This window comes from Brevundimonas sp., from assembly GCF_030682035.1.
Lineage (GTDB): Bacteria > Pseudomonadota > Alphaproteobacteria > Caulobacterales > Caulobacteraceae > Brevundimonas.
This window is the reverse complement of sequence record NZ_JAUXQZ010000025.1, coordinates 27789-47499: the sequence shown is the minus strand read 5'-3', so window position 1 is coordinate 47499 and position 19711 is coordinate 27789. Positions and strand designations below refer to the sequence as shown.

Here is a 19711-nt window from a genome sequence, read left to right as displayed (position 1 = left end):
CTAGAAGCGGCGGACCATAAGCACGCCAGCGAGAACCAGGGCGACGCCGGCGGCGCGGCCCAGGCTGATCGGGTGCTGCGGCGCGCCAAAGGCGCCGAAATGATCGAGGATCAGACCGACCAGCAGCTGTCCGGCGACCATCAGGGTGATGGTCAGGGCGACGCCGAGCCTCGGTACGCCCCAGGCCGCGGCGACGACGAAGATCGCGCCATAGAGGCCGCCGATCCAGACGTACCAGGGCAGGACCCGCGCCGCCGCGACATCCGGTTTCGCCTGCAGGATCATGGCGACGATCCCCAGGGCCGCCGTGCCGACGGCGAACGAGACAAAGGCGGCGTTCACCGGCGAGCCGACGGCGCCCATGAGCCTGGCGTTGGTCGGGGCCTGAAGGGCGGTCGCGCCGCCCGCGAGGACGACGGCGATCATGGAGAAGAGGGCGGGGTTCATGGGCTCTGGCTACCAGCTTGTCGCGCGGTCCGCACCGCCGAAGATTTCCGCCAGCCGGTCACGCGTCGCGCGGTGGGTGTCATCAGGCAGAACGTCCGGGTCGAACCACCCCACCTCCGCGATCTCGCCGTGACTGGTGCGGTCAGTCAGGGCGAAGCGGTCGATGTGATAGACCAGCACATGGTCGCCGCGGAAATGGCGCTCATTGGCGTGGACGCTGATCAGGGCCGGAGTGCCCTCGACGATGACGCCGGCCTCCTCGCGCATCTCGCGGATCAGGGCGTCCTCGCAGGACTGACCGCGCTCGACGCCCCCGCCGGGTAGCCACCAGCCGTGCAGATAGGTGTGTTTCACCAGCAAAACCCGGCCGTCGGCGTCCACCGCCACGCCGCGCACGCCGAGGGTCATACCGCGGGTCATCCGCGACCAGGCGAAGAACAGCGGGCGGGTGTAGGGCTCGATCCGGGTGCGCCACGTCGTCATGGGACGACGATAAGCCGTCGTGCGTTCTTGAACAGCCGGGCGCAGGGCTTTATTGCGGGCGGGCTATAGGAGCGTTTCCATGCTGGCCCTCTACATCATCCTCGGCTTCGTCGCCGTCTTCGCCGCCATAAACTATTTCGAGTTCGGCCGGGTTGACTGAGGCCCCGGCCCGTAACGGTGAACGGCGCGGCGCCGCCCTTGTCACCGGCGGAGCGAAGCGCATCGGCCGGGCGATCTGTCTCGAGCTGGCCGCCGCCGGATTCGACGTGGCGATCCACCATCGCGCCTCGGCGGACGAGGCCGCGGGCGTCGCGGGCGAGATCAAGGCCTTGGGCCGGTGCGCCGTCTGCCTGTCGGCCGACCTCGCCGACGTCATCGCGACCCACGCACTGATCGGCCGCGCTGTTGAGCCGCTGGGGCCCTTGTCGGTGCTGGTCAACAACGCCTCGGTGTTCTCCGACGACCGGCTGGACAGCATCACGGGCGAAAGCTGGGCGGTGCATATGGACGTCAATCTGCGGGCGCCGGTGCTGCTGGCCCAGGTGTTCGCGGCCCAGGCGCCGGACGGCTCGGCCATCATCAATATTCTGGACCAGCGGGTGTTGAAGCCGGACCCGCGCTTCTTCTCGTACGGTCTATCCAAATCCGCCCTGTGGGTCGCCACCCGGACCATGGCCCAGGCCTTGGCGCCGCGCATTCGCGTCAACGGCGTGGGGCCCGGACCGACCCTGCCGTCGGTGCATCAGGCGGCGGGCGAGTTCGAGGCCGAGGCGCGGGCCACGCCGCTGCAACGCGCCGGCAGTCCCGAGGCCGTCGCCGAGGCCGTGCGCTGGCTGGTGGACGCCGGGCAGGTGACGGGTCAGATGATCGCCGTGGACGGGGGCCAGCACCTGGCGTGGCAGACCCCGGACATTGTGGAGTAGGCCTTGACCGTTTCCCCCCTGCCCTTCCCCGCCGCTGACGGCCCGCGCCGTGAGGGCCTGACCGTGTTCGTGCGCGGCCTGAGCGTCGAGGCGGGCATCGGAGTGCACGACCACGAACAGGGGCGTCTGCAGACCCTGGTCATCGATGTCACGCTGGAGTTGACGCCGGCGCCGGTCGAGCGTCTGGCTGACACCATCAACTATGAGACCGTGGCCGCGGCGGCTCACGCCATCACAGCCGAAGGCCATGTCGGCCTGGTCGAGACCTTCGCCGATCGACTGGCCACGGCCTGCCTGAAGGACGGACGCGTGCGGCGGTGCACGGTGCGGATCGAAAAGCCGGGCGCGCTGGACGCCGCCGCCGCCGCCGGCTGCGTGGTCGTGCTGGCGCGCTGAATCGGCTTGCCTGTGCGGTTGCGCCGAAAGCGCGGCGCGGTCATTACTTGGACCGGACTGAAGGATATCCGATGGCCGAACCCGGCGATCTCCCCCCCACGGACGACCCATTGGACAACCTTGGGGATGACCACGACGACGACCTGATCGGCTTCGCCTCTCCGGCGTCGCTACAGGGTCGCTGGCGCGAACCTGAACCCGAGCCGGAACCCGAACCTGTGTTCGAACACGAGCCGGCGCCTGTGTACGAGGCCGAACCCGAACCTGAGGAGGATCCGCTCGACGACGAGCCCCTCCCGCCGGAGCCGGCGCCGGTCGAGGCCAGTTCGGTCTTTGCGACGTCGCGCGAGTTCTCGTCGCGCCGACGCCGGCGGGACGAAGGCGCCGCGATCCCGGGCGGAGGTCTGGGTCTGTACGCCGTCTACGCCCTGATCCTGTTCGCCGTCCCGACCGTCGGCGTGTCGGCGGCGATCGGCCTGTTCGCCGTCACCGGACGGGCAGGGCCGGAAGACGACCTGTCGGCCTCACACTTCATCTATCAGCGCCGCACCCTGTGGGCGGCGGCGGTGGCGGCGGTGGCCGGGGTGATCCTGCTGGCCGCGCCGTTCGCTCTGGGGGTGCCGATCCTGTTCGGCCTGGCCCTGTGGATGGTGCTTCGCGGGGCTTGGGGCGTTTGGACCCTGAAGTCCGGCCGTGCGATCGCCGATCCGCGCGGCTGGTGGATCTGACGGAGAGACGCCATGGCTGACGCTTTGCCCGACGCCCCCAAGGAACCGCGCTTCGCCACCGGGCATGAATCCGAAGGCCGGCCGGCCGCGCTGATCGCCTGGGGCCTGTACATCCTGTCCCTGCCCAGCGCGAACCTGCTGGTCATCGTCGGCCTGATCGTCGCCTATGCCGGGCGCGGCGGATCGGACGGCCTGTCGCGGACCCATATCGACGCCCAGATCGGCCTGTTCTGGTCGGTGTTCTGGTGGACCATCCTGTTGTGGATCGGCATCGCGATCTGCGTGGTCTCATTCTTCGCCGTGAACGACATGGGCGTCGTCCTGATACCCCTCGCGCTGTTGTTGGGGCTGGGGCTGTTGTTCCTGACCGTCTGGTTCACGATCAAGAGCATCATCGGCCTGTTCCGGCTGCTGAGCGACAGGGCGCCGTGAGGCGCCGGAGCGACGGTTCCTGACGGAAACCAGGTTTCACCGGTTTTCGGGGAACGCCTCCGCTGATTTCCGTGTTGGCCGACTGTCCGCTCTCCGACACAGACGAGGCCGCCCATGACCGATATTCGCGACGTTCGCGCCGACCAGCGGTTCGAACAGGGATTCGCCGATCCCGAGGGAAAGCTACGCTCCGTTTTCGCCGACTATGCGGTGGAGGGGACGACGCGGGTGATCCTGCATGTGGAGGCTGATCCGGCCCTGCGCGGAACGGGCGCAGCGGGACGGTTCATGCAGGCCCTTGGCGGGCACGCGCGGGCCGAAGGACTGAAGCTGGCGCCGCGATGCAGCTACGCCGTCGCCTGGCTGAAGCGGCATCCCGAGTTCGACGACGTGAAGGCCTGACATTTTTGTTGGCCGCGGTCAGAAGGCTCCGCCTTCTCGACCCGACGCGGCTCGAGCGAAAAAGCCGATGGAGCGCCGAGGCTTTCCCGCGCATTGTGTGAGGAACGACGCGGAGCCGCCCCATGCCCGACCTCGACCTGTCCTCGATCAGCGCGGCCGCGGGGCCAATGCAGACCTGGGTGCTGCCGGCGCTGCTGGGGCTGGGCCTGGCCTCGGCGACCGGACTGCGCACCTTCCTGCCGCTGCTGATGCTGGCGCTGTCGGCCAAGTTCGAAATGTTCGGCGTGCGCCTGATCGACCAGATGGACTGGCTGGTCTCCTGGCCGGCGATCGCCGCCTTGGCGACGGCGACCGTAGCCGAGTTCGCAGGCGACAAGGTGCCGGCCATCGACCACGGGCTGAACGCCATCGGCTATGTCACACGGCCAATCGCGGGGGCGGTGGCGGCGGGCAGCGTGTTCTGGAACGTCGATCCGTCGGCGGCGGCGATCGCGGGCCTGATCGTGGGGGCGCCGGCGGCCTTGGCCTTCAATGCGGCGCAGACGGGGGTGCGGGTCGGCTCGACGGCGACCACCGGCGGGCTGGGCAATCCGCTGGTCTCGCTGGTCGAGGACGTGCTGGCCTTCCTGACCGTGATCGTCGCCTTCCTGGCGCCGATCCTGATCCCGATCGTCGTGATCGCCCTGATCGTGGTGATCTACCGGCTGGCCCGGCGGGTCCGCGCCTGGCGTGAGGCCCAACCGGCCTAGCGGGCTGTTGAACCAGGTTTTGACCCTCTCGGAACGAGATCCAATCACCATCTGTCGAATAGAAAATTGAATGAATTCAACAGGTCCGTTTGTGGGCGTTCCCATGAATGGAGATTTCCGGGCAAATCGCTTCCGCGGTCCGACTTTTTCAACAGCCTGCCAGGCCCGCGATCGTGCGGCGGCTCAAGCGGCTGCCGTCAGGGCCGTCTGATGGAACACCGGTCGGCTGCCCATGACCAGGCGGATGGCGTTGAGCAGGGCGTCAGGCTGGATGGGTTTTTGCGCTACGCCGTTCATACCGGCTGCCAAATACTCCGCTTCATCGCGAGGATCGGCGTTGGCCGTCAGAGCCAGGATCGGGATGTCGGCCACGGGCCCTGACAGACCCCGGATCAGTCGGGTGGCCTGGACTCCGTCCATGACGGGCATCTTGATGTCCATCAGGACCAGGTCGAATGCGCCGGCCTTGACCCGTTCGATCGCTTCCTGTCCGCCTTCGACGGCTTCAGCGCTGCAACCGAACAGTTCAAGCACCTTGCCGGCGACGAAGCGATTGGTGGCGTTGTCGTCCACGATGAGGACATGCAGGGTCGTGTGGGCGGTGGGTTCGGCCATCTGCATGGCCGCCGCCCGCATCTCGCGACTTGCGGCGGGCAGGGTCAGGGTGAACCGGAACCGCGCCCCGCCCTGCGGTGATCGCTCGACCGCGATGGCGCCGTTCATCAGTTCCACAATCTGGCGGCAGATCGCCAGACCGAGGCCGGCGCCCGCGCCCTCGCGGCCGGCGTGGCCGGTGTTGAACGGGTCGAAGATGCTCCCGACCAACCCTTCCGGCACGCCAGGACCGCTGTCGTCCACCGTGGCGCTGAGGGCGATCTGGCCGTCCATGTCGTGGCTGGTGATGTGGACCGCGACCTCTCCGGCCTGGGTGAATTTCAGGGCGTTTCCAATCAGGTTGTTGAACAGCTGTTTGAGCCGCATCTCGTCGCCGGCCACCCAGTCGCGACCGGCCGTGTCGTGGGTGACCGTCAGAATCAGGTTCTTTTCCTGGGCGCGAGGGCTCCACAGGGCCTTGAGGTCCGCGGCGAGAGCGGCGAGATCGACTGGCGCCGTTTCGAACGTCATCAGGCCGGCCTCCGCCCGCGACATGTCCAGGGCGTCCGTCAGCAGGCGCAGCAGGCTCTGGCCGGAGTCGAGAATAGTGCGGGCGTAGGGCCGCATGGCCTCCTGGGTGAGTTCTCGCTCCATCAGGGCTGCGACGCCCAGAACCCCGTTCAGCGGCGTGCGAATCTCATGGCTCATGACGGCCAGAAATTCTGACTTGGCCCGGCTGGAGGCGCGGGCCTCGGCCTCCGCTCTGGCGAGATCGCGGGCAAGGGCGCTCATGGCGTCGGCGCGCCGCCGGTGGATCGCGCTTCCGGCCTGCAACACATGCACCCCGGCGCCGACGCCGACGTAACGACCTCTGGAGGTGACCACGAAACCGTTCAACAGACCACCCAGATTGGCGGCGTCCATGGACTGGAACAGGGTCTCGGCGTCGGCGTCGGCGTCGAGGATCCGGGGCGCAGCGTCCATGAAGGCGGCGGCCGGACGCTTGGCGTACAGGGCACGCCCGAACTCAGCGGCCATTTTGAGGGTGAACGCGTTGCGCTCGATCAGGCCGACAGGGCGGCTGTCGCCGTCGATGACGGCGATGACGAGGGTGTCCGGCTCACTCTGGAAACGGTCGAAAACATCCGCGCCGGGCGTGTCCGGGCCGATTGGCGCCGCCTCACTCGCAAAGTCACCGATCCTGGCCATGTACAACTCCCGCCTGACCGCCGGGATAGATGTCAGCCCTTAACGCCAGCTTTTCCGGGCGTGAATGTTTCAAGATATTCTCTTGAATATCAATCTGTAAGCGGACAAGAAAGCCGATCGAGAAGCGCCACTGCGAAGACTGACAGGGTGTCGTCCCGGGCGCCCATGACAATGATCCGGTCGCCGGGGCGGGCCAGTTCCATCAGCCGATCACCGCAAGCCTCGCGGGTGGCCAGGGCCTCGGCCGTGCGGCCGGCGGCCCGGACGCCTGCGGCGATGTCCTCGCTGCCGACGGACCGGTCGGTCGTGCCGCCGAAATAGACGGGCTCGGGCATCAGCAGGACGTCATCCTCGCGCATCAGGCCGGCAAATCCGTCGATGAACTCGGTCTGCATCAGCCGCAGCGGACCGAAGCCGTGCGGCTGGAACAGGATCAGCAGCCGGCCGTCGAAGGCGTGCAGGGTCTTCAGGGTGGCGGCGATCTTGTCCGGGTTGTGGGCGAAGTCGTCGATGATGGTGATGTCGTTCGCGGTTCCGACGACCTCCATACGGCGGCGGATGCCGGCGAAGGTTTCCAGGGCGGCGACGGCGTCGGTCAGCGGCACGCCGACGGCGCGGACCGCACCGAGCGCCGCGAGAGCGTTGGCGACATTGTGGGCGCCGGGGACGTTCAGGGTCACCGCGTGCTTCGTCCCATCAAGCTCTGTCAGGGTGAAGCGCATGCCAGTTGGCAAAGGCTCGAGATCGTGGGCGTTCAGTGTGGCCGGCTCTTCACCCAGAGCGAAGGTGATCACCTTGTCGGCTGGCAGGGTCTGGGCGAGCGCCTGGGTCTCGAGATTGTCGAGGTTCAGGACAGCCTTCGCCGCGCGGCCGGTGAAGCCGCCGAACAGGTCGCGCAACTCCTCCATCGACTTGTGGTCCAGCGAGATGTTGGAGACCACGGCGACCGTGGGATCGTAGCGGGCGATGGAGCCGTCGGACTCATCGACCTCCGACACGAACAGGTCAGGACCTCCGATCAGGGCGCTGGCGAACGGATGGTCCGCGTCGGCGAAATTCTTCATCACCGCGCCGTTCATGACGGTGGGTTCGTGGCCCGCCCGGTGCAGGATCCAGGCGATCATGCCGGTGATGGTGGACTTGCCGCTGGTGCCCGCCACGCCGATGGAGACCGGGGCGGCGTTGAAAAGTTGGCTGAGAAGCTCAGGCCGGGTGACGATTCGAGCTCCGGCGCGTTTCGCCGCGCTGATATCCGGCACCGTGTCCTCGATGGCGCCGGTGGCCACCACCGTCTGGTCCGCGCGTGTGACGCCCGAGCCGTCCTGCGGATGCAGGGTGACGCCGTGCGCTTCAAGCCATGCGAATTTTTCCGGCGTGCGGCCCTGATCGCGGGAGCGGTCGGAGCCCTCGATACGGCCGCCGCGCGCCTGGACGATCATCGCCAGCGGGAGCATTCCGGACCCGCCGATGCCGCAGAAGAAATAGTCGTCTTGATTCATGAGGGCGAAACCGGGGAATGTCCGGCGGCCTGACTAGCACGGGCGAGGCTGGAGGCCAGCGGCTCAGCATGAAGATCGGCATCGTCAACGCCAGTTCGCGCTTCAACAAGGCGCGCGCCGAGGCCGTTCTGGCCTGGTTCGCGACCAATTTTCCGGACGGCTCGGTTACGGCGGCCTTCCACCCGGCCAGCTTCGGCAAGCACGGGCATTTCGGCGGCGACGACGCCAGCCGGGCCGCGGCCTTCGTCGAATACGCCAATGATCCGCGGCTGGACGCAGTCTGGTTCGCGCGCGGCGGCTACGGCGCCTGCCGCATCGCCGAGGCGGTGCTGCCGCGGCTGACGGCGGCAGCGCGCAAGAAGCGGTATCTGGGCTATTCGGACGCCGGCAGCATTCTGGCCCTGCTCTACAGGGCCGGGTTCCCGCATGTGGCGCACGGACCAATGGCCTCCGACGCGGTGCGGAACGACGCCACGGCCTGGCGGGCGCTGAACTGGCTGCGGTCGGGCGATCCGACGTCGTGGGAGCCGTCGCTGGCCGATGATCCGCGTCCGGCGGTGGGTTTCAATCTCAGCATTCTGGACGCGCTCGTGGGGACGGCGCTGGAACCCGACCTGACCGGCCATGTCCTGATGCTGGAGGATGTGTCAGAGCCGCTGTACCGGATCGACCGGATGATGTTCCACCTGACCGGTCAGGCCTCGATCCGCAAGGTGGCGGGCATCCGGATGGGGCGGGTGTCGGACATTGTCGAGAATGATCCCGACTTCGGCCTGACCGCGGAAGAGATCTGCCGCTACTGGTGCGAACGGTCGGGAATTCCGTATCTGGGAACGGCCGATATCGGCCACGACCGCCACAACAAGGTGGTCCCCTTCGGCCACAGGTGAGCCTCGATCGGTTCGCGCAAACGGCGAAGCCTGTCGACTCTCCGGCGGTTGCCGCGCCAGATGCATTTGGATGGGGCTTAAGTGGTTGTTAACCATGAGTTCGCGGAGCCTTGGGGATAGGGCGTCCGCGGTGGCGGTCTGGACGGCGTCGGGGGGCGCTGACCGGACCGCCAACCATCGGCAATTCAAACCGGACCGCACGGCGTGAACCCCGCAGCGAAGACCCGCGCGGCGCTGATGCCGCTGTTCCTGATCGCGCTGGGTGTGGTCGGGATCGAGAACGCCCTGACCCGGTATTTCGCCGTCGCGAAATGGTCCGAGTATGGCTACTGGATCATCTCCATTGTTATGGCCGGTTTTGCCCTGTCCGGCGTGGTCACCGCCCTGTTTCGCGACACGGTCGAGCGGCATGGCCGGCTGTTGCGAACGGTGTTGCCGGCGGCGATGACCCTGGCGGCGGCGGTGGGCTATCAATGGGTGACCGCCAACGCCTTCAATCCGCTGCAGCTGCAAAACCCGACGACCTGGGTCGAACAGGTGCGCAATATCGGCCTGTATTATGCGGCCCTGTTGCCGTTCTTCTTCCTGGCCGGCCTCTACATCTCGCTGATCTTCGTGCTGAATCCGCGCGAGATCGGGCGGGTCTATGGCTATGACCTGATCGGCGCCGGCCTGGGCTCGGCCCTCGCGCTGGGCCTGATGTTCGTGGTCCACCCGTTTCTGCTCGCGCCGATCCTGATCGTGCCGCTCGCGCTGGCGACCCTGTTTCAGCCCGGCCGGCTGAACTGGCTCGGTGCAGGTCTGGCCGGGGCCGCGCTGGTCGGGGCCGAGGCGATCCTGTTCCTCGGTCCGGCCCCGGCGATCTCGGAGTTCAAGTCGGTCTATGCGCCGATGAACACACCCGGCGCGCGGGTGGTGGCAGAACTGAAACAGCCGCGCGGCCACTATCTGCTGCTGGAGAATTTCACTGAGCGCGTCGACGCCGACATCTCCAACAACGCCGGGATGCTGGGCGTGGCGGGACCACCGGCGACCTATGGACTGTACAGGGACGGCGCCCGGATCGCCTCCCTGCCGAAGCCGGGTCCGGTGGACGCCGCCTACGCCCCCAGCGCCCTGTCGGCGGCGCCCTATGTGTTGCGGCCGGGCGCGGATGTGCTGCTGGTCGGGTTGTCGGGCGGCTATCGGGGGGCCGAGGCGATGGCGCTCGGCGCGCGTCATGCGGATGCGGTCGAGGGCGAGCCGGTGCTGCACAGCGCCCTGCGTCACGGACTGGGGCCGTCGCCGGCCCTGACGGTCGATCCCCGTCTGAATCTGCTGGACGGCGGGCCGATCGCGGCGGCGTGGCGGGCCGGGCCGAACGCATATGATGTCGTTGAGGTCTCGGCGGACTTCGTCGACGCCGCCCCGGCCAATGCTACGGGGGTGACGGTCGAGGCCCTGTCCGCCTATCTGGGTGCGCTCAAGCCCGGCGGCATGGTCTCGGTCTCGGTCTCGATCCGCGACTTCCCCGTCTATGCCCTGCGGGTCATGGCGACAGGGCGCGAGGCGCTGCTTCGGGCCGGGATCGCCGATCCGTCGCGCCATGTGCTGGTCTATCGTTCGGCCTGGAACGCCCGCATCCTGATCTCGCCGACGCCCTGGTCCGCGGGGGATGTCGCGGCGTTGAAGGCCTTCGCCGAGGCGCGGTCGTTCGACGTGTCCTGGCATCCGGGCATGGACGTAACAGCGGCGCGGGCGGGGGTGTTCAACGACCTGCCGTCGGTGTCCTTCACCACGGGAGAGGTGATCTCGGACGGCCCCAATGACGCCATCGCCAATGAAGCGCGGGCGGTGTTGACGGGTCAGCCCACGGCCTCGTCGCAAGCGTTCAACATCCGGCCGGCGACGCTGGACCGCCCGGCCTTCTATTCCTCGCTGAAGCTACAGAACCTCTCGACCCTGATCCGGCGGCTGGAGGTTCTGCCCCAGGCCGAGATCGGGGCGCTGGTGAATGTCGCGGTGCTGGCGCAGGCGGCGGTGATCGCCGTGCTGGTGCTGATGGCGCCGATGTTGTTCCGCCGACGGACGAATGGCGTGGCCGAGCCGCGCCGGGTCTGGCCGGTGCTTTACTTTCCGGCCCTCGGGCTGGGCTTCCTGCTGATCGAAATCCTGCTGATCGACAAGGCGGCCTTCTATCTCAACGACTATTCGTCGGCCTTCGCCCTGGTGCTGACAGCCATGCTGATCTTCTCGGGACTGGGCAGTCTGATCGCCGAGCACATCCGGTCCAGACCCAAGCTGGCCTCGGCCATCGGTCTGTTGGTGGTCCTCGGCTGGATCGCGGCGATGCGGATCGGGGCCGAGGAATTCATGATGGGAACGCTGGACCAGCCCGTCGCTGTGCGGGCGATGTGGGTGCTGCTGGCCGCCGCCCCGGTGTCGCTGGCGCTGGGGCTGCCATTCCCGCTGGGCCTGACGCAGATCGGCGACGGGCGGATGCTGCCCTGGGCTTGGGGTTTGAACGGCGCCTTCTCGGTGGTGGCCACGCCGCTGGCGGGTCTGATGAGCCGGGACATCGGCTTCTCGTCGCTGCTGGTCGCGGCGGCGGTGCTTTACACCGTGGCCTTCCTCGTCCTGCCGGTCGGCGCGCGCCTCAGCCGTCGCGCGCCGTCGCCTGTTCCAGACACGGGCGCGTCTGAGCGCCTCGAACCCTTTCCAGCGATTGAGCAACCCGCATGATCAACCGACGCACCCTGCTGGCCGCCGTCGCCGGAACCCTGCCGCTCGCCGGCTGCGACGACGCGACGATGAAGACCATCCGCGAGCGGATGAACCCAACCGGCGTCGGCGGCGCCGGTCCCGCTGCGGGACCGGCCGGATCTGGGCCGGCCGCGGCGACAGCCGCAGGCCAAAGCGCGATTTCGGCCACGGTGCGCGCGCCCGCCCGGCCCTGGACCTTCGATGTCTTCCGCGAGGTCATGGCCGCCTCGGGCCGCAACCCGACGATCAGCGAGGCGCAGTTCGCCGACATCCAGTCGCGCAAGCCGGCGGCCATGGCGCGGATCAAGGCCTATCTGGAAGGCAAGTTCGGCTCGGCCGATCCGGCCGTGCTGGCGGCGTTCGAGAGCGTGCCGCGCGACTATTTCCACTATGCCTACGCCGCCGCCGCCTCGACGGCGTATCAGGCCTATGAGGACAATCCCAAGCCCTGGGCCATCGGCCACGGCAGCGTCCTGTCCGACTATCTGGGCCAAGCCTATATGAGCCAGCTGGCCGTGCCGAAGCCGGGGGATGTGACGCTGGAGATCGGCACCGGCTCGGGCTTCCAGTCCAGCCTGCTGAGCCGGATCGTACGCGACGCCTACACCATCGAAATCATCCAGCCCGTGGGTGAGGCGGTGGGGAAGATTTTTGCGCCGCTGGGCTATGACAATGTCCATTCCCGCGTCGGCGACGGCTATTTCGGCTGGCCCGAGGTCGAGGGCGGGTTCGACACCATCATGCTGACCTGCGTGGCCCAGTACGCGCCGCCCGAGCTGTTCCGACAGCTCAAGCCCGGCGGCAAGCTGATCATCCCGATCGGCCAGCCGTTCCGGCGCGGACAGGTGCTGTACGTCTATACCCGCGACGAGCAGGGCCGGGTGCACAGCCGCCGCGACGTCGGGGTCTTTTTCATTCCCATGACCGGGGCGATGCAGAACCGGGCGCGACCTGCGGCTTGAGGCGAGGCTGGCGCGGGCGGCAGGCAAACGCCATCTTCGGCGGGCATGAACCGCCGCTCGCTTCTGATCCGCAGTGCAGGACTGGCCGCCGTCGTCGGTGGGGCCTGGTGGGCGCGTGAGACCTTGCTGTGGCCGAAGCCGACGCTGACCTTTGTCGAAAGCGGCGCCACGCCCTGGCTGGCCTATGCGCGAAATGCGCTGGTCCCGACCGTGAAAGTCAAACTCGGCGGCCTCGAAGTGGTCGCCCTGATCGACAGCGGAGCCCAGTATTCGGTGATCGACCGGGCGCTGATCGCGGCGCTGCCTTCGGCAGGTCGGTCACTGTTCGACATGCCGCTGGTGGCCTATGGCGTCGGCGGCAGGGCGCAGGTCGGACGCGGAACGACGCTGGCCGTCGACCTGCCCGGACTGACCATTCGAGGTTTGCGGGCGGCGGTGCTCGATCTGGGACCGCTGGCGTCGGAGGACAGGCTGCAGACCCCGCTGATCCTGGGGCAGGACGTGTTGGGCGAGGCGGTGCTGGCGCTGGATCCGGCCCGGCGACATGCACGGCTGTTGCGGCGCGAGGCCTTCGTCCTACCGCCCGATCTGGCCCGGGCGATGGTGCGACGCCAGGGCGGGTCGCTGGTCACGGAGTTGACGGTCGAGGGATCGCCGGTGCAGGCCGTGGTCGATACCGGGGCTTCGGCCCTGCTGGGGCTGAGCCGCGAGGCGGCGACTGGCGTGGGCCTGATGGACGGACGGCCGCAGGGTAGCGGTGTCAGTCTGGTGTTGGGCGGCGCGCTGCGTTCGGCCACGGTCGAGGCGCGAACGGTGACCTTCGCCGATCACCTGTACCGGCGCGTCTCCGTCGGCGTGTTCGATCAACCGCCTCTGCCGAATTTTCCCGGCGGGCTCGTCGGGATGGAGGCGTTCAACGGCCGGCGCCTGGCCATGGACCTCGGCGCCGGCACGCTGTTCGTGTCTCGTCCGCTGGACCTGACGGTGGGGGCTGACTCTTAAAGACCCTGGAAGGTGTCGCAGGCCGCCGGGTCGCCCGATTCATAACCGCGCCGCAGCCATTCGACCCGCTGGGCCGAGGAGCCGTGGGTGAAGCCGTCAGGCTGCACCGAGCCGCCTTGGCGCCGTTGCAGCGTATCGTCTCCGATGGCCGATGCGGTCTGCATACCGGCCTCCAGATCGCCGGACTCCAGGGCAACCTCGCCGTTCGACACGGTGGTGGCGTTGCGGGCCCAGACCCCCGCATAGCAGTCGGCCTGAAGCTCCAGCGCGACCGAATAGCGGTTGGCTTCGGCCTGGCCGGAAGCGCGCTGCTGCGCCGACTGCACCTGCTGCGAAACCCCGGTCAGGGTCTGGACGTGATGGCCGTATTCGTGGGCGATCACATAGGCGCGGGCGAAGTCGGCGCTGGACGCGCCCAGCTGGGTCTCAAGCTGCTGCCAGAAGGACAGGTCGAGGTACACATGACGATCTGTCGGGCAGTAGAACGGTCCCATCGCCGCCTGGCCGAAGCCGCAGCCCGTCGACGTGCCCTGCTCGTAGAGGGTCACGGTCGGCGGCTGATAACCCTGGATCCTGGTCTTCCAGACATCGTCGATATTGGTCCCGACGACATCGACGAAGGCGCCGGCCTGGTCTGACGGGCTGCCGGCCTTGCCCTCGGATACGCCGGCGCCGCCAAACTGGCTGGCCAGCTGGGTTGTGGTCTGGGGATCAATGCCGAAGACGAAATAGCCGATCGCGGCCAGAACGACGGTGCCTAGCCCGCCTCCGATCATCGCGCCGCCGCCCATGCCGCGCCGGTCGTCGATATTTCCGCCGCGCCGTCCACCCTGCCACCGCATGTTCGTTCTCCCTCAGCCCAGATACCCAAGCTAGGCCGGAACGCAGGACGAGGGGAAGGGATGCAGCCTGAAAGGCGAACTCTGTTCGCCGGTCAGTCGCGAGGGCGATCCAGCCACGCATTGATCTGACCCACCTCCGACGCAGCGGCTGCGCGACGTCCGGAGGCCGACTGGCGCAGGACCCGCTCTTCCTCAGGTGAGCGCAGGGCGCGGGAGGTCGGGGGCAGGATCGGCTCGGGCAGACGTGCGGCCTCGATCCGCTGGCGGTTGAGGCGGGTCTCGATCTCCAGCTGGCGCGCGAAGGCCTCGCGTTGTTCGGCCTGGGCGCGGAGACGGTCCATTTCGAATCGGTGTTGGCCGGCTTGATAGCGGTGTTGGTTTACGGCGGGCGCGCCGGGGTGAGGCTGCCAGGTCTGAGCCTGCGCCGCGGTCGGGGCGGCGAGAACGGCCAGGGCGAGGAGCGCGCGGAGGGCGGTCATGCGATGGAAGATGGCGCCTGTGCTCTCGACCTCCAAGCGTGGCTGGTGGCGAGGATGAAAGCTATGGGGTCCGAGATCACGCCTTGGCGGAAGCCTCGGCCAGAACCGCGAGATAGCCCCGGGCAACCTCCATCCGCTCGCCTTGCGGTCGCGCCCGTACCGCCCGGTGCAGGGCGGGGAGCTTCCAGCAGGGGACGTGCATGAACAGGTGGTGCTCGGCGTGGAAATTGACCCAGTAGGGGGCGATGAGGGCGCGCTCCCACCAGGAGGCGCGAGTGGTGCGGGCGGCGCGGAAGGGGTCCGCAGACGAGCCCTCGACACAGGCATGTTCGGCGATGTTTCTCAGCCGGGTGACCATGGGGAACCAGGTCGCCATGGGCAGCAGCCAGAGGGCGAAATACGCCCACCAGACGCCGGCCAGCGTCGCCCCGAGCAGCAGGGCGGCGTTGAACAGCAGGAAGGGGGCGATGCTGCGGCCGGTGACCACCGCGCCCTCGGCATACTCGGTGGCGCTATCGCGCTTCGCGCTGCTTGAGCGCGGGTCTTCGTCGCGCTTCGAGGCGAAGGCCTTGAAGGCGAACAGGATCCGTTGCTTGAAAAAAGTCTGGCCGGTCAGGTCGCGGACGATCTTGCGGCGCAGGGAGGAGCGGGTGACCGGGAAGGGGGCCGACAGGACCAGGTCCGGGTCCTCGGGTTGCTGGGCGTATTTGTGGTGGGACAGGTGGTAGGGGCGATAGGCGGTCAGCGAGGCGCCGATAGGAACCGCGCACAGCCAGTGGCCGAGGAATTCGTTCAGCCGCCGGTTCGAGGACAGGCCGCCGTGCGCGGCCTCATGCATAAGGATCGCCAGACCCAGTTGCCGGGTGCCGATGATCGCGACACTCAGGGGGATCAGGATCGGCCAGATCACGCCCACCGCGACCGCGGCGGCGATGACGGCCCAGCAGTGGGCGACCAGCAGGGGGCCCATCCAGGGCGAGCGCGTCTGGAACGGCGCCCAGTCATCGGGCGTGAACAGGTCGGGCGGTCGGATGCGGGGCGCGGCGGGCATGGCTTACGATACCCCCTGACGGAGCCGATCGGAAGCGCTGCCTGTCGTTCGGCGGTACAGGTACGCAAGCTCCCTGGCCATGCGAACCCAACAAAAAGTCAGGTTGACAGGGGATTATCCCTTTGACATACCAGACGCAGGATGTAGACATGGCCCCGCGTGACGGGCCGGACAGCGAGGGGAACGTAAGGTTCCCCTTACAATCTGCCGTGGGGGATCAAGTCGAGATTACACAGGCCATGATTGAGGCAGGGGAGTCCGCGCTATATCGCGCGGTCGGTTTTCAGGTACCAGACGGCATCCAAGTTGGAATAGAAGCGGTGTTACGAGCCGCGCTCCCTTTGTACCTGCTGAGAGAGGGTCAAAAGTAATATTGATGCGGTTTGATAACTCTCCGCGATCTCTACAATCAGCTTCTGTGTGACCGTTATTTCCGTAACAGGCGTTTTGTTATTTGGCCTGTAAATCTCTGCTCTCAGCTTTCCTTTGCGAAAGAGCCAAGACCCATGTACTAGATCGTTCCGTCGACCGGTAATTTTCTTTGCTCTTTCCAAAGCATCCGCAACTTCACCATTCACTCGTTCACTCAGGCCTGCTTTGGCCGCGACTGCACAGATAAGGTCTATACGCGCCTTCATATTCATCGTGGCGTGATAAGCCGCACCGGCCTGCTCTTTGTTCATCCCGGTTAGAGATGCCAACAGGGCAACAAGGTTCTGGTCGAGAAGGTTCACACGAACCATCAAAACCCCGAGCGCCTCCAGGATCGCAGGATCGTAGTGCTGCCCAAAATACTCGACGGTCTTGGCCCCTTCGACGCTGTCCCCAGGCACCTTCAGACCACTGTCATCCCGAAGACGATCGGGAGATATCCCGCTCTGCGCCAAGGCGTTGCCTAGCATTCTGTGCAGGCTGCGGACACGATCGGGTTCGAGCGTTGTTCTGAAGTTCGGCAAACCCTCTGCTGTCGTGTGCCGGAGCCAGACGGTGCCGGATTTCTTGCCGCCGCCCATTGTTATGACTGTGCTGCCCGTGGTTTCAACGAACACGTCAGCCGTGTTATCCTCAGCCATGGCAAACACCGATCGCGCTCAAGATGACACCTACCCAGAAGCGGAGACGGTGGCGCGCCGTGATGCCGCTCTGAGGCGGATGCTGAGCATGCCGCCGAAGCCTAAGGTGAGTCCCGCCAAGGCCAAGCCCGCTAAGGCTTCGGCCTCCAGCGCGAGCGCGAGTGGTAAGGCTTCGTCTTAGGCGGCTTGAAGGCCGTTAGACCGCCGATAGGTCAGGCGCTTTCCGCCGATCATGGACAGGGCCTTGTCGGAGCGCGCGGTGTCATCCGTACCGACACCCGAGCGGTTGGAATAGCGGGAGTCGAACTCGGCGACATATCGGTGCAGGTGCTGGACGCCGCAGTGCTGATAGACGCCGCGCATGCCGCGCTTGAAGATCGAATAGTAGCCCTCGACCGTGTTGGTGTGGATGGCCGGCTGGTCCTTTCGGACGTACTCGACTTGGCTATGGTTGACGCTCTCGTGGCCCGCGAAGGTACGGCCAACGGCTTTGTAGTGGTGGGCTTCGTCCGTCATCAGGACGGCCTCACGCGCAATGTTGGCGGTCAGGATGGGGGCGAGGGTTTCCATCTTGAAGTTGGACACCACGAAGGACTTGGCGCGGCCCGTTTCGCGGTCAACGAGGGACAGCACCTTGTTCTTCTGGCGAGCGCCTTTGCGGCCCGGAAGCGCGCCCTTCTCACGGCCAAAGAACGTCTCGTCGGCCTCAACCATCGTGCCGTTGCCGCCCATGGGGAACGGCGTGTCGTCGCGCATGGCTTCGCGAATGCGGTGCGCCATGAACCACGCCGTCTTGTAGGTCACGTCCAGCATACGGGACAGCTGGTGGCTGCTCATGCCTTTCTTTGAAGCGGACAGCAGATAGGTCGCCAGAACCCACTTGTTCAGCGGCACATGCGAACGCTCAAACAGGGTGCCGACCGTCACCGAGAACGGCTTGCGGCAGTCGCGACACTTGTAGAGGCCGGGGCGAGTGCTCTTGCCGGTCAGCAGCACCGAGTTGTCCACGTTGCCGCAATGCGGGCAGTTCCGACCGTTCGCCCATTGAAGGTTCTCAAGGTGGGCGCGGGCCGCGTCGGCGTCGGTGAAGATCGGATCGGTGAGGTTCATAGCCACACCCTACATCATGGGCGTGGTATGTCAAAGGGATAATCCCCGGTTGACATGACATTTTCATGGTGTAAGGTTTGCGTAACACAAAGTCAGGAACGCCTTCCATGCTCGCTCTCGGAAAATCCACCTCGTCCGCGCACAAGCGCTACGTCTTCCGGACCGTGGCCTTCATGTCCGGCTATGTGGCGGTCAATGTCGCCGCCATCTTCGGCGCCTTTGACGATATCGCCTCGCCGGTTGCGGCCTGGGCCCTCGCCCTGACGGTCTCGGCCCCGGTGGTCGGACAGATATGGGCGACGTTGTCGCTGATGCGCGAGTCGGACGAGTTCGTCCGCGCCGTCGTCGCCAAACAGTTCATCCTCGCAGCGGGGGCCGCCATGGCCCTGGCCAGCGTCTGGGGGTTCGGCGAGAGCTACGCCGCCGCGCCGCACATCCCGGCCTGGATGATCTATCCGCTGTTCTGGGCCTGTTTCGGTCTGATCGCGCCGTTTGTGAAGTCGTCGAACTGATGAAGAACCGGCTTAAGCTGCTGCGCGTCGAGCGCGGCTGGACGCAGGAACGGCTGGGGCAGGCGCTGGGCGTGTCACGGCAGGCCGTGAATGCGCTGGAGACCGAGAAGCACGATCCCTCGCTGGACCTCGCCTATCGCATCGCCGTGCTGTTCGCGCGGCCGGTGGAAGACATCTTCGAAAACCCGCACGGCTGACCTCGTCAGGCGTCGCTCAAAGGAAACCGTCATGCTGCACCTCCGTCACTTCGCCGGGCGTTCGACCCTGGGCGCATTGTTGCTGGCCTCCGCGTCATTCGCGGTCGCAGGGAGCCTGATCCTGGCCACGTCGGCGGACGCCGCGCCATTGGCGCAGGCCTCGTCGACCGCCTTCCGCTCCGACCGGCTGTCGGTCGAGGTGGTCGGGTCCGGGCCCGACGTCATTCTGATCCCGGGCTTCGCCTCGTCTCGAGAAGTGTGGCGGGCCGAGGCGGAGCGGCTGAAGGCGACGCATCGGGTGCATCTGGTGCAACTGGCCGGGTTCGCGGGCGAGCCGTGGACGCACGGCGACGGACCGTTCGTCCAGCCGATGGCGGATGAACTGGCGCGGTATGTCCGCGAGTCCGGTCTGGAGCGGCCGGCGGTGATCGGCCATTCGATGGGCGGCATGACGGCCTTGCTGCTGGCCCAGCGGTATCCGGATCTGGTCGGGCGGGTGATGAGCGTCGACAGCCTGCCGTTCTTCAGCGCCATGTTCGGACCGGGGGTGACGCCGGACGCCGCCCGGCCGTTCGCGGACCGGGCGGCGGCGGGAATCCTGGCGGCGGACGAGGCGGGCTTCCGCGCCCAGCAGGGCCAGACGGCCATCGGCCTGGCCCGCGATCCGGCGACGCGGGCGGCCATGGTCGAATGGTCGATGGCCTCTGACCGGCAGGCGATGGCGGCGGCGATCCGCGAGGTCATGACCACCGATCTGAGGCCGGGTCTGGCGGCGATGACGACACCCGTGTGGGCGATCTACGCCTCGGACGTGGACGGCGGAGCGCCGGCGGCGGGGGCGGACGCGCTCTGGGGCCGGGAATACGCCACCCTGCCGGGCGCGCGGCTGATCCGCGTGGATGACAGCCGGCATTTCATAATGGCCGATCAGCCCGAGCGGCTGGCCGAAATCGTCGACCGGTTCCTAACGGACTGAGACCGGTCGGCGA

At 67.1% G+C, this 19711-nt stretch carries 22 protein-coding genes; 13 read left to right on the top strand and 9 right to left on the bottom strand.

Annotation, left to right across the window (positions count from 1 at the left end; translation table 11 throughout):
* Both Q8K49_RS05555 and Q8K49_RS05550 read right to left on the bottom strand, forming a co-directional pair.
* Entirely contained in the window at positions 1-447 is a 447-nt protein-coding gene (locus Q8K49_RS05555; RefSeq protein WP_305304675.1) for a DMT family transporter, read from the bottom strand.
* Positions 448-456: 9 nt separating this feature from the next.
* Entirely contained in the window at positions 457-930 is a 474-nt protein-coding gene (locus Q8K49_RS05550; protein ID WP_305304673.1) for an NUDIX domain-containing protein, read from the bottom strand.
* A 152-nt stretch (positions 931-1082) separates the two neighbouring features.
* Between Q8K49_RS05550 and Q8K49_RS05545 the strand changes: the two genes are divergently transcribed.
* From Q8K49_RS05545 to Q8K49_RS05520, 6 genes are all read left to right on the top strand, one after another.
* Entirely contained in the window at positions 1083-1853 is a 771-nt protein-coding gene (locus tag Q8K49_RS05545; protein WP_305304672.1) for an SDR family oxidoreductase, read from the top strand.
* 3 nt (positions 1854-1856) lie between these two features.
* On the top strand, positions 1857-2249 hold the full coding sequence (gene folB / locus Q8K49_RS05540; RefSeq protein ID WP_305304671.1) for a dihydroneopterin aldolase: 393 nt from the start codon (positions 1857-1859) through the stop codon (positions 2247-2249).
* 71 nt (positions 2250-2320) lie between these two features.
* Positions 2321-2977 (top strand): hypothetical protein, encoded by a 657-nt coding sequence (locus Q8K49_RS05535; RefSeq protein WP_305304670.1) that lies wholly within the window; start codon positions 2321-2323, stop codon positions 2975-2977.
* A 12-nt stretch (positions 2978-2989) separates the two neighbouring features.
* Positions 2990-3409 carry a hypothetical protein gene (locus tag Q8K49_RS05530; protein WP_305304668.1) on the top strand — a complete coding sequence of 140 codons (420 nt, stop codon included), beginning with the start codon at positions 2990-2992 and terminating at the stop codon, positions 3407-3409.
* A 114-nt stretch (positions 3410-3523) separates the two neighbouring features.
* Positions 3524-3811, top strand: a complete 288-nt coding sequence (locus tag Q8K49_RS05525; protein WP_305304666.1) for a GNAT family N-acetyltransferase — start codon at positions 3524-3526, stop codon at positions 3809-3811.
* A 122-nt stretch (positions 3812-3933) separates the two neighbouring features.
* A complete protein-coding gene (locus Q8K49_RS05520) occupies positions 3934-4560 on the top strand; it encodes a DUF4126 domain-containing protein (RefSeq protein WP_305304665.1) in 627 nt (208 codons plus the stop codon).
* A 183-nt stretch (positions 4561-4743) separates the two neighbouring features.
* Here the strand turns inward: Q8K49_RS05520 and Q8K49_RS05515 are convergent, their stop codons facing one another.
* A complete protein-coding gene (locus Q8K49_RS05515; protein ID WP_305304663.1) occupies positions 4744-6363 on the bottom strand; it encodes an ATP-binding protein in 1620 nt (539 codons plus the stop codon).
* A gap of 89 nt (positions 6364-6452) precedes the next feature.
* A complete protein-coding gene (murC, locus tag Q8K49_RS05510) occupies positions 6453-7862 on the bottom strand; it encodes a UDP-N-acetylmuramate--L-alanine ligase (RefSeq protein ID WP_305304662.1) in 1410 nt (469 codons plus the stop codon).
* A 68-nt stretch (positions 7863-7930) separates the two neighbouring features.
* On the opposite strand from murC, the gene Q8K49_RS05505 reads away from it, so the two are divergent.
* The 4 genes from Q8K49_RS05505 (at position 7931) to Q8K49_RS05490 (ending at position 13458) form a co-directional block, all read left to right on the top strand.
* Positions 7931-8752: an LD-carboxypeptidase gene (locus Q8K49_RS05505; protein WP_305304661.1), complete on the top strand. Its 822-nt coding sequence runs from the start codon at positions 7931-7933 to the stop codon at positions 8750-8752.
* 204 nt (positions 8753-8956) lie between these two features.
* Positions 8957-11473, top strand: a complete 2517-nt coding sequence (locus Q8K49_RS05500; protein ID WP_305304660.1) for a hypothetical protein — start codon at positions 8957-8959, stop codon at positions 11471-11473.
* Positions 11470-12456, top strand: a complete 987-nt coding sequence (locus Q8K49_RS05495; protein ID WP_305304659.1) for a protein-L-isoaspartate O-methyltransferase — start codon at positions 11470-11472, stop codon at positions 12454-12456. Before Q8K49_RS05500 ends, Q8K49_RS05495 begins: the two co-directional genes overlap by 4 nt.
* A 45-nt stretch (positions 12457-12501) precedes the next feature.
* Positions 12502-13458, top strand: coding sequence for a pepsin/retropepsin-like aspartic protease family protein (locus Q8K49_RS05490; protein WP_305304658.1), 957 nt, complete (start codon positions 12502-12504; stop codon positions 13456-13458).
* Here Q8K49_RS05490 and Q8K49_RS05485 read toward each other — a convergent pair.
* From Q8K49_RS05485 to Q8K49_RS05465, 5 genes are all read right to left on the bottom strand, one after another.
* A complete protein-coding gene (locus Q8K49_RS05485; protein ID WP_305304657.1) occupies positions 13455-14300 on the bottom strand; it encodes a neutral zinc metallopeptidase in 846 nt (281 codons plus the stop codon). The two genes, Q8K49_RS05490 and Q8K49_RS05485, sit on opposite strands and share 4 nt — an antisense overlap.
* A 92-nt stretch (positions 14301-14392) precedes the next feature.
* Positions 14393-14641 (bottom strand): hypothetical protein, encoded by a 249-nt coding sequence (locus Q8K49_RS05480; protein ID WP_305304656.1) that lies wholly within the window; start codon positions 14639-14641, stop codon positions 14393-14395.
* A 214-nt stretch (positions 14642-14855) separates the two neighbouring features.
* The gene (locus Q8K49_RS05475; protein ID WP_305304655.1) at positions 14856-15830 is read right to left on the bottom strand and encodes a fatty acid desaturase family protein; all 975 of its coding nucleotides are present in this window, start codon (positions 15828-15830) and stop codon (positions 14856-14858) included.
* A 323-nt stretch (positions 15831-16153) separates the two neighbouring features.
* Positions 16154-16912 carry a hypothetical protein gene (locus Q8K49_RS05470; protein WP_305304654.1) on the bottom strand — a complete coding sequence of 253 codons (759 nt, stop codon included), beginning with the start codon at positions 16910-16912 and terminating at the stop codon, positions 16154-16156.
* A 168-nt stretch (positions 16913-17080) separates the two neighbouring features.
* Positions 17081-18013 (bottom strand): IS1595 family transposase, encoded by a 933-nt coding sequence (locus tag Q8K49_RS05465; protein WP_305304653.1) that lies wholly within the window; start codon positions 18011-18013, stop codon positions 17081-17083.
* A gap of 107 nt (positions 18014-18120) precedes the next feature.
* Here Q8K49_RS05465 and Q8K49_RS05460 point away from each other — a divergent pair, with 107 nt between their 5' ends.
* From Q8K49_RS05460 to Q8K49_RS05450, 3 genes are read left to right on the top strand one after another with little or no spacing between them, the layout of a single operon-like run.
* Complete coding sequence (locus tag Q8K49_RS05460; protein ID WP_305304652.1) at positions 18121-18525, top strand: hypothetical protein; 405 nt, start codon at positions 18121-18123, stop codon at positions 18523-18525.
* Positions 18525-18722, top strand: a complete 198-nt coding sequence (locus Q8K49_RS05455) for a helix-turn-helix transcriptional regulator (protein ID WP_305304651.1) — start codon at positions 18525-18527, stop codon at positions 18720-18722. Before Q8K49_RS05460 ends, Q8K49_RS05455 begins: the two co-directional genes overlap by 1 nt.
* A 31-nt stretch (positions 18723-18753) precedes the next feature.
* Positions 18754-19698 (top strand): alpha/beta fold hydrolase, encoded by a 945-nt coding sequence (locus tag Q8K49_RS05450; protein WP_305304650.1) that lies wholly within the window; start codon positions 18754-18756, stop codon positions 19696-19698.
* The last annotated feature ends 13 nt before the right edge of the window (positions 19699-19711 follow it).